The following is a 12927-nucleotide window of genomic DNA, read 5'->3' on the forward strand; positions in this document are numbered from 1 at the left end:
CGCTCGCCGCTCAGACCAGGCTCGTGCCGTCGAAGTCGCCGCGACTGTACTCGACGTCCATCAGGTCGAGGATCGTCGGCGTGATGTCGAACAGGTCGGCGTCGTCGATCGTCGCGTCGGCGTGGTCGATGTACAGCGACGTGTCGTCGAAGCTGTGCATTCCGTTTCGCGGCCCCGTGTCGAAGATCTCCGAGTCGCCCTTGAATCCGGACTTGAGGTCGAAGCCGTTGGTCGGAATCGCGACCAGATCCGGCGCGATGTCGTCGTGGTCGCCGCGGAACGCCTCCTCCTTCTCGACGACGCGCTCGACCACCTTGTTGCCGTTCGGTCCCTCGAGGGCCTCGAGGTCGGCCTTGAGCTCGTCTCTGACCGCGTCGTACTCGTCTTCGGGGACCGAGCCGCGCGGTTCGCGGCCCTCGAGGTTGATGTAGAAGCGGCCGGGGATGAACGAGTAGGCCTTCGTGTCGTCGGCGATGTCGTTCAGCTCCTCGGGGTCGTCGGTCCGGAAGGAGAGCCAGCCCTCCTCTCGGAGCCACTCGTTGAAGTGAACTTCGTAGTCGAGGCTGGTGAAGCCGTGGTCGGAGGCGACGATCATGGTGACGTCGTCGGGCAGCGATTCCCGAAGCCGGCCGATGTAGTCGTCGACTTTTGTGTAGAACTCGATGAACGCCTCCTTGTTCTCGCCGTCGCGCTCGTAGTCCCTGAAGAGGAAGTGGTTGACCCGGTCGGTCGTCATGAAAACGCCGAAGAACAGGTCCCAGTCGTCCTCCTCGATGTAGTGCTGGAAGGCCTCGAACCGTGCGTCGATCGTCGCGTGTGCATCTTCGATGAACTCGGACTTGTCCTCCTGGTGGCCGAGTTTCGGATTGACGTCGATCCGGTAGTCGAGCGTCTCGAGGTAGTCGCGAACGTCGTCGGGATACGCCGCCTTGTCGAGTCCGGGCGAGAGGAAGCCCGAGACCATACGCTGGACGTTGCGCTGGGGTGGGAAGGTGACGGGGACGTTCATCACCGTCGCTTTCCGGCCGTTCTCCTGGACGCGGTCCCAGACTCGTTCGGCCTGGACCTCTCGGCCCATCGGGACGTAGGTATCGTAGGAACCGACTTCGCGATCCTGAAAACCGTAGACGCCGGTCTCGCCGGGGTTCATCCCGGTCGTCAGCGACGGCCAGCAGGCGCTGGATTCCGGCGGGACGATGCTCGAAATCTCCGCGGCGGTCCCGTCGTCGGCGATCGCAGCGAAATTCGGAAACAGTTCCTCGTTCTCCGAAAGGAGACTATACGGCACGCCATCGACCCCAATAAACGCGACCCGGGGATCACCGTCGCCCCGTAATCGATCGAACAGACCCATGGACGGACGTAGTTCGAGCGCACACAAGAAGGTTCGTTTCGAGACAGTGTTTTGCGAATTGCTGACACTCCATGCCTTGTGTTGACAATCGACCGGGACGACCAGCGCTGGGACGAATTACGGTGATTGCCAGACGTCGGTAGAGAGGGCGGGCGACGATCGGGACGAGCTGGCGGGAGCCGTCGATCGGCTAATCGACGCGACCGCTCGAGTCGTCGGGATCGAAGTTGGTCGGGACGACCGTGGGATGGGCCATACCGACGGCTGATTTGGTCGCGTCGTCGGCCGAAGATGACGGTTTCGGGGAATGATCGGATGCTGCCATACAGGGACGACTACGGCGCTCTCGGGGATAAAATTACCCATGCTCATAACGCATGTCCCGGCCCGACATCGATAACTCTCGGGAATCGGATCGGAGCGATAGCGACAGAACGGATCGCACCGGGGTCGCGGTGCGCGGCTAGAAGTGCTCGTCGTAGAGGTCCTGGGCGTGCTCGATCGCGTCGTAGGCGGCCTGCCTGTCCTCCCAGCCCTGTGTCTCGACTTCCTTCCCCTCCTCGAGGTTCTTGTAGGTCGCGAAGAACTCGTCGATCTCGTCGAGTTCCTGCTGTGGGATGTCCTCGAGGTCCTCGATGTGATCGTAGCGCGGGTCCTCCGAGGGAACGGCGATCACCTTGTCGTCTTGCTCGCCGTCGTCGTCCATCTTCATGAGGGCGACGGGACGGGCCTCGATGACGCAGCCGGGGAACGTCTGATCCTCGACGAGGACGAGCACGTCGAAGGGGTCCTCGTCGTCGTAGTACGACTGCGGAATGAACCCGTAGTCGCTCGGATAGTGGACGTTGCTGTGGAGGACACGGTCCAGCACGACGCCCGGGACGTCCTTGTCGTACTCGTACTTGTTTCGCTCGCCCTTGAGACATTCTACGACGGCATAGATCTCTTCCGGCGGATTCGGTCCAGTTTCGAGGTCTTCCCAGAGGTTGACCATGTACCGGAGAATCCACGGTCGATCAAAAAGTACTTTCGTAATCGAGTGTCACTACCTACGTGACGGTTGCCAGATAATCGACAGACGCGAATCGGGCACAAACACCAGTGTCCGGCGGCGCTGCGGCCGGTTTCGGGCTGTCTGACCGGCTGATACGAAGGAATAGTTGACAAGTCTTAAATAGTCTGGTGACATTTACACAGGTATGTCAGAGGCACAATCAATCACCGGCGAAGAAAGTATTGCGCGCGAACTCACAGCGTTTCAGAACAACATCCTCGTCATCCTCGCCAAAGAGCCGATGTACGGACTGGCGATCAAACGCGAGCTCGAGGACTACTACGGGACCGAAGTAAACCACGGCCGACTCTACCCCAACCTCGACGAACTCGTCGACCTGGGTCTGGTCGAGAAGAGCGAACTCGACAAGCGAACCAACCAGTACTCGCTGACCGACGACGGCTACGACGCCGTCCTCGACGGACTCCAGTGGACCCTCTCGAAGGTCGTCACGGGCGACGACCGCGCCGACGAGATCACCGAGATCGTCGAAAACAGCTACTAGAACTGACTCTCCGGGACCGGCTCTCCCGCCGTCTCGAAGACCAGACGAATCGATTCCGCGATAACCTCCTGTTGTTTTTCCGACGGCCAGGCGTTCCGAACGACGTAGTCCGTCCGAAACTCCGCTAACTCTTCGCCCGTCAGCGATTCCATCGGCTTCGCGTAGTGATTGCCCGCGAAGTCAGCGAGCACTGCCGCGTTATCGCCGTGAACGTCGCCGTGGGCCTCCCTGACGTCCGCCACGAGGGCTCGGTTGTGCTCGTCGACCGCTTCCCAGTCGTCCGGATCCTCGGTCCCCTCGAGCGGAATTTCGACCGCACGGTCGATGTTCTCGATCCGTTCGGTCCTGATGACGCCCTCCTCGTGCCACTCGTCGGGATGGCAGACGAGGACGTCGTCGCCGTCGTCGTCGCGGATGCGCGACGTGAAGTCGTGCTCGTCGAGCAGTTCGTCGCGACGGGTCTCGTAGGCCTCGATCTCGTTGTCGTCGACCGCGGAGCGCTCGAGTCGAGTGAGGCGTTCGATTTCGTCGACGACGTCCCTGGGGAGTTCCGTGTCGTTGGTCTCGGCCTCGGCACCGTCTCCAGTGTCGGCCTCGGCATCGGCGTCGATCGCGTTCTGATCGGTCATGGACGATCGTACGTGTTCGAACGGTTTTGCCCTTGCCGATCCGGTCTCGGCGGTCAGTACTCGCCCGGATCGACACTAGGCCTGATCCAGCGCCTCGTTGACCAGCTCGTCCGCACGCTCGTTCGCTTCGCGCGGCACGTGCTCGAGCGTCCACTCGTCGAAGGCCCGCAGGAGTTCGTGGACGGTCACGCGCTTTTCGCGGAGTTCGGGGTTGTTGGTGTCGTACTCGCCGCGGACCTGCTTGACGATGAGTTCGGAGTCGCCGCGGGCGTGGACTTCGTCGTAGTCGTAGTCGCGGGCGGCCTCGAGCGCCGTGATGAGCGCCTCGTACTCGGCCTGATTGTTCGTCGCCGTGCCGATCGTCTCGCCGCCTTCGGCGACGATCCCGTCGCCCGTGACGACCACCCAGCCGATCGCGGCCGGGCCGGGATTCCCCCGGGAGCCGCCGTCGAAATAGACGTGGGCACGGCCGCCGCCCTCCCGGAGCAGCGCCTCGATGTCACGCGGATCCGATCCCTGAATCACGACCTTGTCGTCGTAGGCGACCGCGCTCGCACCGCCGCGACTCGCCCGCCAGCGCTCGTGATCGGTGTTTCCGGAGTCGACGGCGACACCCGCCTCCTCAAGTCGTTCGCGAGCCGCCTCGACGTCGCACTCGATGACCGGCATTCGTCTCGGTCATCGGCCAGTCCCGGATAAAATCCTTCCGATTCTGAATCGTAAACTTCCACTTTCAAACCCCCTATCGACTGTTTTCGGGTGTTACGCTTCAGTGCCGCAAAACGTCCACCAAACATTTATATACTATGGTGATACTACTATAAAAGTGCGATGACACGGTCCACCCGCCAGCGGGAGCGAACGCGCGAGACGGACGAGACCGAGGATCAGGAGGGGGTACGTGCCTGCCCCGAGTGTGAATCGGATAATCTCGTTAAGGACTCCGACCGGGGTGAGCTCATCTGTGAAGACTGTGGGCTCGTCGTGGAGGAAGAACAGATCGATCCCGGCCCGGAGTGGCGGGCGTTCAACCACCAGGAACGACAGGAAAAGTCCCGCGTCGGCGCGCCGACGACGCAGACGATGCACGACAAGGGACTGACGACGACGATCGACTGGAAGGACAAAGACGCCTACGGACGCTCGATTTCTTCGAAAAAACGCAGCCAGATGCACCGGCTGCGCAAGTGGCAGGAGCGCATCCGCACCAAAGACGCCGGCGAGCGTAATCTCCAGTTCGCGCTCAGCGAGATCGACCGGATGGCCTCTGCACTCGGTGTCCCACGTTCTGTCCGCGAGGTCGCGTCGGTCATCTACCGACGCGCGCTCAAGGAAGACCTCATCCGCGGTCGCTCGATCGAAGGCGTCGCGACGTCCGCACTGTACGCCGCCTGTCGAAAGGAAGGAATTCCGCGAAGCCTCGAGGAAATCTCGGAAGTCTCCCGCGTCGAACGCAAAGAGATCGGTCGCACGTATCGATACATCTCGCAGGAACTCGGCCTCGAGATGCGTCCCGTCGACCCGAAAAAGTACGTCCCCCGATTCTGTTCCGAACTCGAACTGTCCGAAGAGGTCCAGACCAAAGCCAACGAGATCATCGAGAAAACGGCCGAGGAAGGGCTACTGTCCGGGAAGTCACCGACCGGGTACGCCGCGGCCGCGATCTACGCTGCGTCCCTGCTCTGCAACGAAAAGAAGACCCAGCGCGAAGTCGCAGACGTCGCACAGGTGACCGAAGTGACGATTCGGAACCGCTACCAGGAACAGATCGAAGCGATGGGCATTCACGGCTAACCGTCGCCGCGCCGTTCCAGACCCGTTTTTTATCGCATCGCGATACCGAACCGACACCGAGTTGTTGTCCCACGAGTCCGGACTCACGTACTGGTGGCTCGAGAAAACCAGCCGATCGCTAGCGATCGCAGGCAGTACTGTCGTCGGAAAACGCTGCTATTCGTCTTTGCCGACGCTGATGACCTGCAACAGCGAGTAGATGGGGACGCCCTCGAGCTCCTCGAGACCCTGTTTGTCCGCGAGGACGATACAGGCGAGCGGTTTGCCGCCTTCGGCGCGGATCGCCTCGATCGTCTCGCGCATGGTCGTCCCGCTGGTGATGGTGTCGTCGACGATGTAACACTCGCGGTCGCGGATGCTGGCGAAGTTCCGCGAGAAGGTGCCGCCGAGTTCCTCGATATCGCCTTCCTCCCACTGGTGTTTCGCGGGGGTGTAGGTCCCGAGGTCGGTTTCGAGCTCGCTGGCGACGAGGGTCGCGATGGGGCCGCCGGCCTTCTCGATGCCGATCGTCAGGTCGACGTCCTCGCCGTGTTTGGCGAGCATGTCGGCCATCGCCTCGGCGATGGCGCTCATTCGCTTGCTGTCCCGTCCGATGGCGGACCAGTCGACGTGGATGTCCTGCGGACCGCTCCGGCCGTTATCCGGTTCTGGAGGGGTCTGGTCGGTCTGTTGGGGGCTCGTGCTGCTCCGTTCGACGAGCCAGCTCGCGGTCTCTCGGGAGACGTTCAACTCGTCCGCGATTTCACCCTTCGAGAGGCCGCGGGAGGCGAGCTCGGCCGCGCTCTCGATGAGATCGTCGACGTTTTTCATATGCCTTCGAATTCGACCGCCGTTTTTATAGTCGTGTCGTCATCCGCAGGGGTTGCCGACCCGTGTCCGCCAGCGGCGACCGACGCGGTCGCTTCGGGGAACGCTCGATCGAACGCTTCGAGGCCGTAGACGCCGCTGACGAGGTCCTCGAGGGCCCAGTCGGGAAGCGCGGAGAGGGTATCGATCGCTCGCTCGAAGTGTCTGCGATTCGAATTGACGCTGCCGACGAGGGCCTTGTTGTGGAGAACGAGTTCGCGGTGGAGGCGGCCGCCGTCGACGTCGAACTCCCAGTCGCCGGGGACGCCGAGCAGGGCGGCGACGCCGTTGGGTGCGAGCGCCTCGATCGACTCGAAGGCGTGTTTCGCGTACCCCGTCGCCTCGTAGACGAAGTCCATTTGTTCGTAGGCGGTCGGTATCTCGGGGACTGGCGTCTCCCGGGAGTCGATGTACGTCGCGCCGAGTTCTTCGATAATGTCGATGGAGGGGTCGGGCCGATCCCGGCGGCCGAGACAGTAGACACGATCGTACCCCAGCGTCTCGGTGAACATCGCGACGGTCAACAGTCCCAGGGAACCGTTCCCGAGGACGATCGCGGATTCGGGCTGCCAGTCGAACGCCGATCGGGTCGCGCGGGCGTGCTCGATCGCCTTCTCGGTGATGCTGATCGGTTCGACGAGGAATCCGAGCGGTGCCAGGTCCGCCGGAATCGGCACGAGACAGTCGGCCGGGCTCGTTACGTACTCCGCCATGAACCCGTGGGCTCCGACGATACCCCGTTCGACGTACTCGCCTTCGGGTGCCATATCCGGCTCACCGTTGTCGAAGTACTCGTTTCGCTCGACGCCGGCGGGCAGCCGTCGAACCGTCGGGACGACGTACTGTCCCTCCTCGAGGTCGGTTCCGTTCGCATCCTCGACGACGCCGACGGCCTCGTGGCCGAGAATCAACTGGTCTTCGCCCTCGGGAACGCCGCCGTGGCTGCCTTCGATGACCTCGTAATCGGTACCGTCGACGCCCACGCGGCAGATCCGAACGAGGGCCTCGCCCGCCGACGGCTCGGGAACGGGCCGCTCGACGATTTCGGGGACGCCCGCCCCGGGCGCAACTGCGATGGCTTTCATGCTCCCAGGTAGGAACCGTGAGGGTAAATATTTATTCCTAATCGAGTAAATACCTTGAGTATCCGATGATCGAACCGTCGACCGGACACGAGCGGACGAAAACGGGGTGCCGAACCGAGCGATACCGGAAACGATTATCCGCCTCCCACTGCCTGTAGTCCACATGGAACGATACGACCTCATCTACCAGCTCTACGACGAGTACGACACGAAGACGTTGCGGGAGTACCAGGAGTTCGTCGACGTCTTTCCCGCGGTCGATTCGCGGGTCGCCCTCGAGCACTGGCAGGGCGCGACCGAGGAACTCGAAGAACGCAAGGACGAGATCCGGTCGTCGTTCGCGGCCGGCGAAACGTTCGCGGAGATCGCCGCGCGGGCGACCCGCGATCAGGCCTTCACCGCGCTCGACCTCGAGGCGAAGTACGGCCGCGCGGTGAACGTCCTCGTGCTCGACGTCGACGAGACGCTGCGCTCCGCGGGCGGGACCGACAACGAGATTCCCCGAGACACGCTGCATCTGTTGACCGAGTTCCACGACGCCGGCGTGCCCATCGTCATCTGCACGGGCCAGACTCTGGAGAACGTCAAAGGGTTCGCGATCCAGGGGCTGGGCAGCGAGATCGTCCACTCGGGCGACCTGTCGATCGTCTACGAGGCGGGGACGGGCGTGTTCACGCCGGGCCACGGCGCGGACACGAAGCAACTGCTCTACGAGGACCTCGAGGAGTCGATTCGGACCGTCTTCGACGACGTCCGATCGCGCGTGCTGCCCGAGGCCCCCGAGGAACTGCGACGGGGCTGTCACCTGCAGGGCAACGAGTTCAACGTCACGATGAAGCCCAACTACGAGACGGGGTCGACGGACGCCCGCGAAATCATCGACGAGGCGCTGGTCTACCTCATCGACCTGCTCGCCGACGCCGTCGGGACGACCCTCGAAGGAGACGGTGATGCCGCCGGCGAGAGCGCTCCCGAGTCGGACGACGGGGACGATGGCAACGGCGAGACGAAACTGGCCGGCGAGACCGTCGTCGACTGGACCCGCGCGTTCTACGCGGCGCAGGATCCGGAAATCAGGGCCGTCCTCGAGGGCGAGGGGGCCTACCCCGACCTCGACGCCGGGGAGGTGCCCGACGACCTCGCGGCGGTCCTCGAACGGATCGACGTCGCCTACTACGAGGCCGACGCGGCCGAGATCGGGAGCCTCGAATTGAACAAGGTCGTCGGCGTCGAACGCGCGCTGGACGTGCTCGGCGTCGACGACCCGTTCGCGCTCGTCATGGGCGACTCCAAGAGCGATCTCCGCGTCATGGAGTGGGTCGCCGAGAACGACGCCGGGATCGCAGCCGCGCCGGAACACGCTTCGCAAGACACCTTAGAACACGTCCTCGAAACCGACGAGCTCGTCTTCGATCGGGGCAAGAGCGCGGACGTACTCCAGACGGTGTACGCGCTCAATCGACTCGCCCGTCTGGGGTAGCGTCACCGATCACCGACCACCGTCGATATCCCGGTTCCGTCATCGGTTTTTGACCGTCATCAGGGGGCACGTGTTCCCTTAAACCCCCGGAACACAAAGGCCGGCTCATCAACCGTATTCGAGTCCTCCCTTCTATCAGCACGATCCGGTGAGCGTGGTCGTCAGCACAGTACGAGCTGTCGTCGGCGGGACGTACCGAACGCGAACGAACGGATCGGGTTGGAGACGTCTCGAGCGGACGGACCACGCGACGGCGGCGTCGGTCGCCGATCGGACCCGAGTCAGCGCTACGAGGTGAGTACCAATGACGACGATCGCAGCACTCTCTATTTCGACGGACGAGTTCGCACTCGCAGAGACCGTCCAACGACTACCAGGCCTCGAGGTTCGCGTCGAAAGCGTCGTCGCGGAGGGGCCGCGCCGAACGGCACCGCTCGTCTGGTTCTCGAACGTCAATCGGGAGGACCTCGAGCCCGCCCTGGACGCGGACCCGACCGTCGACGAGTTCCGGCAACTACTCGGAAACACGGCGGACGGCGAACTGTTCTACCGGCTTCAGTACAGCGAGGAGGTCGGCTCGGTCTGTCGGTGCGTGTACGAACACGGTGGAACGGTTCTCGATGTCCGAATCTCCGACGGGCAGTGGACGCTCCGGCTCCTCTTTCCGCACCGCGAGGAGCTTTCGAGCGCCGTGTCCGACATCGAAGACCGCGGCGTCCGGATCGACGTCAAACGAATGGTCGAGGCCGGCCAGGACGAGGAGCTCGAGACGACCGCGGCGCTGACCGACCCCCAACAGGAGGCCATCGCCGAGGCCTACCGGCAGGGCTACTACGACGTCCCCAGGGAGATCTCGCTCGAGGAACTGGCGAACGAACTCGACATCTCCCATCAGGCGCTCTCCGAGCGACTCCGCCGAGCGAACCGCGTCCTCGCTGGCGAGCAGTTGGACGAGCCGGGGAGCGAGATGGCGACGCCCGATTGAGGCTCGAAGCGCCGCCAGCGAGATCGTTCGAACGCGACGTGGCGGACAGCCGGCAATCGTTTTTTGCACGCGCTCGATGGAGGATCGCCCATGGCGTATCACGATCCCGGCGCTGCCGATCCGCTGTCGCTCTACGGCGTCGTCCCGCCGACCGTCACCGCGTATCACGAGGACGAGTCCGTCGATTACGAGACGACGGCCGCACACGCACGCTTCGTCGTCGACCGCGGCGCTCACGGGGCGTTCCCGCTGGGAACCAACGGCGAGTTCCCGCTGCTGTCAGGCGAGGAACGCGACCGGGTGGTCGAAGCGGTCGTCGACGAAGTCGGCGACGAGGTCCCAGTAATCGCCGGCGTCGGCGCACCGAGTACGTACCGGACCGTCGCCCACGCCGAGCACGCCGAGTCGGTCGGCGCGGACAGCATCGTCGTCGTGACGCCGTACTACTATCCGCTGGACCACCGGGGTGCCCTCGAGCACTACCGACGGGTCGCAGAGGCCGTCTCACTCCCGGTCTACATCTACCACATCCCGAGCAAGACCGGCAACGAACTGTCCCTCGAGACCCTCGCCGACCTCGCGGCGATCGACGCCGTCGCGGGGGTCAAGGACTCGAGCAAGGACGTCCCCTGGCTCGCCCAGGCGATCGACGCCCATCCGGACCTGACCTTCCTCGCCGGATCGGACTCGCTGGTCTTCACCGGGCTCGAGGTCGGGTGCTCGGGGGCAGTCAGCGCCGTCGCGAACGCCTTTCCCGAACTCGTCGTCGACTGTTATGCGGCCTACGACGCGGGCGAGGAGGATAGAGCGCGCGAGCTGCAGAGCGACATCTTCCGGGTGCGCAACGCGTTCAAAACCGGCGGTGCGTACATGTCCGGCGTCAAGACCGCGCTCCGGATGCGCGAGTTCGACGCCGGGCCGCTGCGGAGCCCGCTTCGGCGCAAAGACGACGACTCCGCCGCGGAGATGCGCGAGCGGCTTCGGGGGCTGGATCTCGAGGGGATCTGAGGGCCGCCCGTCGGCCCGCGAGCACGACACGGAGATTTTTGCCACGGCCGTCGAATGGCCGCCATGGCACTCACCGAGGAGCAGGCTGCAGTCCGCGACGTCGTTCGAGAGTTCGCCGGCGAGGAAATCAGGCCGACCGCGCTCGAGGCAGACGAGAAGCAGGCGTTCCCGGAGGACGTCTGGGACGGACTCGCCGATCTCGACCTGACCGGGCTGACGGTTCCCGAGGAGTACGGCGGCTACGACGCGGATCCGGTGACGGCCGCCGTGGTCAACGAGGAGGTCGCGTATGGCATGTTGGCCGTGGCGACGGCGCTGTCGGTCCACTCGCTCGCGACCTCCTGTATCGCCGAGTTCGGCAGCGAGGACCAGCAGGAACGCTGGTTGCCCGAAATGGCCGCGGGTCGTCCGGTAGGTGCCTTCGCGCTCTCGGAGCCCCACGCCGGATCGAATCCCGCGGAGATGTCGACGGTTGCGAGGCGGGACGGGGACGAGTACGTCATCGACGGCGAGAAACAGTGGATCACGAACGGCCGGCGCGCCGGCGTCTACGTTCTCTTCGCGAAGACCGACCGCGACGATCCGTCGTCGGTCACGCAGTTTCTCGTCCCCGGCGACGTCGACGGGCTGACCGTCGGCGAGAAAGAGGACAAACTCGGCTTGCGCGCCAGCGACACCACGAGCCTGACGTTCGACGACGTTCGGATTCCGGCCGCAAATCGACTCACCGAGGAAGGAAAGGGCCTCTCCGCCGCATTCCACATCCTCACCGGCGGCCGGATCGCCATCGCCGCCCAGTCGGTCGGCCTCGCACGGTGTGCCCTCGACGAGGCGACGGCCTACAGTCAGGAGCGCGAGCAGTTCGGCGGCCCCATCTCGGACATCCAGACGATCCGGCACAAACTCGCCGAGATGGCGACCAGGACGCGAGCCGCGCGATTGCTGACGCGGGACGCCGCCCGGAAGCGAGCGGCCGGCGGTGCGGCGCTCGAGGCCAGCATGGCGAAGTACTTCGCGAGCGAGGCGGCGATGTTCGCGACCAACGAGGCCGTCCAGATCCACGGCGGCTACGGTTACGTCACGGAGGGCGAGGTCGAGCGCCTCTACCGCGACGCCAAGATCACCGAGATCTACGAGGGGACGACGGAGATCCAGAAGACGGTCATCGCGCGGGAGTTGCTCGATTGAACCACACCGAACAGGGCCGTCGCGATACCGGTGGACGGGTGGTGCGACCGAAGTTCCTATTCCCCTGTCGCTCGTATCAGCGGCCGTGACCGAGTACGATGCCGTCGTCTACGATCTGGACGGAACGCTCGTCGATCTGGACGTCGACTGGAACGCGGTTGCCATCGACGTCCGCGCAGTGTACGACGACGCGAACGTCGAGCCGCCGAGCGACGGGCTCTGGGACATGCTCGAGGCCGCGGCCGACGTCGGACTGGCCGCCGAGGTAGAAGCGGCCATCGCCACCCACGAACACGACGGTGCGCGGACCTCGGATCGACTCGCCCGCGCGGACGAACTGCTCGAGCGGTCGCTCCCGGCGGGCGTCTGTTCGCTGAACTGCGAGCGGGCCTGCCGGATCGCGCTCGAGGAACACGCGCTGACGGCCGCGGTCGGCCCCGTCGTCGGCCGCGATACGGTCGGGACGTGGAAGCCCGATCCGGAGCCGCTGCTCGCGACGATCCGGGCGCTCGAGGTCGACCCGGAGCGGGCGCTGTTTATCGGTGATTCGGCGCGCGATCAGCGGACGGCAGAACGGGCGGGCGTCGACTTCGAGTACGTCGGCGACGGGCCGTCGGGCGTGTGAACCCGGTCCATCGCTCGCGGATTCGGGTCGCTACGTCTGTGTGCGCTTGGCGTACGCGAACACCACGAGCGACGTGACCAACCAGACGGGGGCGCCGACTCGGATCGCGAACTCGACGCGATCGGCCCACGTGGGAAGGGTCGCGGTCGCTGACAGCGCGGCGACGAGCGGCGCGCCGACGAGGATGGTCGCGACGAAGGTCGTCTGCATTACCCAGCCGTAATCGACCCCGTCGGGAGCGGTCGTGTCGACGCGTTCGGGCACAGATGGGTATGACTACCCGGTCCTCTTAAATACGCCGGCTCGTCCGAGAGCGGACGACGCGAGGTATCAGAAAAACAACGACGTTTAATCGTGGGGCACCAATCTCTGCG

At 64.4% G+C, this 12927-nt stretch carries 15 protein-coding genes; 7 read left to right on the forward strand and 8 right to left on the reverse strand.

Going from position 1 to position 12927, the window contains the following annotated elements; all coding sequences use genetic code 11:
• Positions 1 to 10: 10 nt before the first annotated feature.
• From LDB05_RS06680 to LDB05_RS06685, 3 genes are all read right to left on the reverse strand, one after another.
• A complete protein-coding gene (locus tag LDB05_RS06680) occupies positions 11 to 1354 on the reverse strand; it encodes an alkaline phosphatase family protein (RefSeq protein ID WP_226007147.1) in 1344 nt (447 codons plus the stop codon).
• 190 nt (positions 1355 to 1544) lie between these two features.
• Positions 1545 to 1679 (reverse strand): hypothetical protein, encoded by a 135-nt coding sequence (locus tag LDB05_RS23385; protein WP_284145789.1) that lies wholly within the window; start codon positions 1677 to 1679, stop codon positions 1545 to 1547.
• A 138-nt stretch (positions 1680 to 1817) separates the two neighbouring features.
• Positions 1818 to 2348, reverse strand: a complete 531-nt coding sequence (locus LDB05_RS06685; protein WP_226007148.1) for an inorganic diphosphatase — start codon at positions 2346 to 2348, stop codon at positions 1818 to 1820.
• 205 nt (positions 2349 to 2553) lie between these two features.
• Between LDB05_RS06685 and LDB05_RS06690 the strand changes: the two genes are divergently transcribed.
• Positions 2554 to 2913 (forward strand): PadR family transcriptional regulator, encoded by a 360-nt coding sequence (locus LDB05_RS06690; RefSeq protein ID WP_226007149.1) that lies wholly within the window; start codon positions 2554 to 2556, stop codon positions 2911 to 2913.
• Here the strand turns inward: LDB05_RS06690 and LDB05_RS06695 are convergent.
• Both LDB05_RS06695 and rnhA read right to left on the reverse strand, forming a co-directional pair.
• Entirely contained in the window at positions 2910 to 3542 is a 633-nt protein-coding gene (locus LDB05_RS06695) for a DUF7108 family protein (RefSeq protein WP_226007150.1), read from the reverse strand. The two genes, LDB05_RS06690 and LDB05_RS06695, sit on opposite strands and share 4 nt — an antisense overlap.
• A gap of 75 nt (positions 3543 to 3617) precedes the next feature.
• Positions 3618 to 4211, reverse strand: a complete 594-nt coding sequence (gene rnhA, locus LDB05_RS06700; protein ID WP_226007151.1) for a ribonuclease HI — start codon at positions 4209 to 4211, stop codon at positions 3618 to 3620.
• A 162-nt stretch (positions 4212 to 4373) separates the two neighbouring features.
• Between rnhA and LDB05_RS06705 the strand changes: the two genes are divergently transcribed.
• Complete coding sequence (locus LDB05_RS06705) at positions 4374 to 5336, forward strand: transcription initiation factor IIB (RefSeq protein ID WP_006184711.1); 963 nt, start codon at positions 4374 to 4376, stop codon at positions 5334 to 5336.
• 156 nt (positions 5337 to 5492) lie between these two features.
• Here the strand turns inward: LDB05_RS06705 and gfcR are convergent, their stop codons facing one another.
• Positions 5493 to 6146 carry a transcriptional regulator GfcR gene (gfcR, locus tag LDB05_RS06710; RefSeq protein WP_226007152.1) on the reverse strand — a complete coding sequence of 218 codons (654 nt, stop codon included), beginning with the start codon at positions 6144 to 6146 and terminating at the stop codon, positions 5493 to 5495.
• Positions 6143 to 7267 carry a glucose 1-dehydrogenase gene (locus LDB05_RS06715; protein WP_226007153.1) on the reverse strand — a complete coding sequence of 375 codons (1125 nt, stop codon included), beginning with the start codon at positions 7265 to 7267 and terminating at the stop codon, positions 6143 to 6145. The genes gfcR and LDB05_RS06715 overlap by 4 nt, the downstream gene beginning before the upstream one ends.
• Before the next feature lie 163 nt (positions 7268 to 7430).
• On the opposite strand from LDB05_RS06715, the gene LDB05_RS06720 reads away from it, so the two are divergent.
• The 5 genes from LDB05_RS06720 to LDB05_RS06740 all read left to right on the forward strand — a co-directional run bounded on the left by LDB05_RS06720 (position 7431) and on the right by LDB05_RS06740 (position 12553).
• Positions 7431 to 8747 carry an HAD family hydrolase gene (locus tag LDB05_RS06720; RefSeq protein WP_226007154.1) on the forward strand — a complete coding sequence of 439 codons (1317 nt, stop codon included), beginning with the start codon at positions 7431 to 7433 and terminating at the stop codon, positions 8745 to 8747.
• A 304-nt stretch (positions 8748 to 9051) separates the two neighbouring features.
• Positions 9052 to 9732 carry a helix-turn-helix domain-containing protein gene (locus LDB05_RS06725; protein WP_226007155.1) on the forward strand — a complete coding sequence of 227 codons (681 nt, stop codon included), beginning with the start codon at positions 9052 to 9054 and terminating at the stop codon, positions 9730 to 9732.
• A gap of 90 nt (positions 9733 to 9822) precedes the next feature.
• Positions 9823 to 10740: a dihydrodipicolinate synthase family protein gene (locus LDB05_RS06730; protein WP_226007156.1), complete on the forward strand. Its 918-nt coding sequence runs from the start codon at positions 9823 to 9825 to the stop codon at positions 10738 to 10740.
• 63 nt (positions 10741 to 10803) lie between these two features.
• On the forward strand, positions 10804 to 11928 hold the full coding sequence (locus LDB05_RS06735) for an acyl-CoA dehydrogenase family protein (RefSeq protein WP_226007157.1): 1125 nt from the start codon (positions 10804 to 10806) through the stop codon (positions 11926 to 11928).
• A gap of 85 nt (positions 11929 to 12013) precedes the next feature.
• Positions 12014 to 12553, forward strand: coding sequence for an HAD family hydrolase (locus LDB05_RS06740; protein WP_226007158.1), 540 nt, complete (start codon positions 12014 to 12016; stop codon positions 12551 to 12553).
• 30 nt (positions 12554 to 12583) lie between these two features.
• Here LDB05_RS06740 and LDB05_RS06745 read toward each other — a convergent pair whose 3' ends face one another.
• Positions 12584 to 12817: a DUF5822 domain-containing protein gene (locus tag LDB05_RS06745; protein ID WP_226007159.1), complete on the reverse strand. Its 234-nt coding sequence runs from the start codon at positions 12815 to 12817 to the stop codon at positions 12584 to 12586.
• Positions 12818 to 12927: the final 110 nt, after the last annotated feature.

The organism is Natrinema salinisoli (assembly GCF_020405205.1).
In the GTDB taxonomy this organism is placed as follows: Archaea; Halobacteriota; Halobacteria; order Halobacteriales; family Natrialbaceae; genus Natrinema; species Natrinema salinisoli.

Excerpts from the sequence above, each read along its gene's own strand:
- LDB05_RS06705 (WP_006184711.1), top strand. The coding sequence starts at position 4,374 with ATGACACGGTCCACCCGCCAGCGGGAGCGAACGCGCGAGACGGACGAG.
- LDB05_RS06680 (WP_226007147.1), bottom strand. The coding sequence starts at position 1,354 with ATGGGTCTGTTCGATCGATTACGGGGCGACGGTGATCCCCGGGTCGCG.
- LDB05_RS06735 (WP_226007157.1), top strand. The coding sequence starts at position 10,804 with ATGGCACTCACCGAGGAGCAGGCTGCAGTCCGCGACGTCGTTCGAGAG.
- LDB05_RS06695 (WP_226007150.1), bottom strand. The coding sequence starts at position 3,542 with ATGACCGATCAGAACGCGATCGACGCCGATGCCGAGGCCGACACTGGA.
- LDB05_RS06730 (WP_226007156.1), top strand. The coding sequence starts at position 9,823 with ATGGCGTATCACGATCCCGGCGCTGCCGATCCGCTGTCGCTCTACGGC.
- LDB05_RS06690 (WP_226007149.1), top strand. The coding sequence starts at position 2,554 with ATGTCAGAGGCACAATCAATCACCGGCGAAGAAAGTATTGCGCGCGAA.
- LDB05_RS06725 (WP_226007155.1), top strand. The coding sequence starts at position 9,052 with ATGACGACGATCGCAGCACTCTCTATTTCGACGGACGAGTTCGCACTC.
- LDB05_RS06685 (WP_226007148.1), bottom strand. The coding sequence starts at position 2,348 with ATGGTCAACCTCTGGGAAGACCTCGAAACTGGACCGAATCCGCCGGAA.
- LDB05_RS06720 (WP_226007154.1), top strand. The coding sequence starts at position 7,431 with ATGGAACGATACGACCTCATCTACCAGCTCTACGACGAGTACGACACG.
- LDB05_RS06715 (WP_226007153.1), bottom strand. The coding sequence starts at position 7,267 with ATGAAAGCCATCGCAGTTGCGCCCGGGGCGGGCGTCCCCGAAATCGTC.
- LDB05_RS23385 (WP_284145789.1), bottom strand. The coding sequence starts at position 1,679 with ATGGCAGCATCCGATCATTCCCCGAAACCGTCATCTTCGGCCGACGAC.
- rnhA (WP_226007151.1), bottom strand. The coding sequence starts at position 4,211 with ATGCCGGTCATCGAGTGCGACGTCGAGGCGGCTCGCGAACGACTTGAG.
- gfcR (WP_226007152.1), bottom strand. The coding sequence starts at position 6,146 with ATGAAAAACGTCGACGATCTCATCGAGAGCGCGGCCGAGCTCGCCTCC.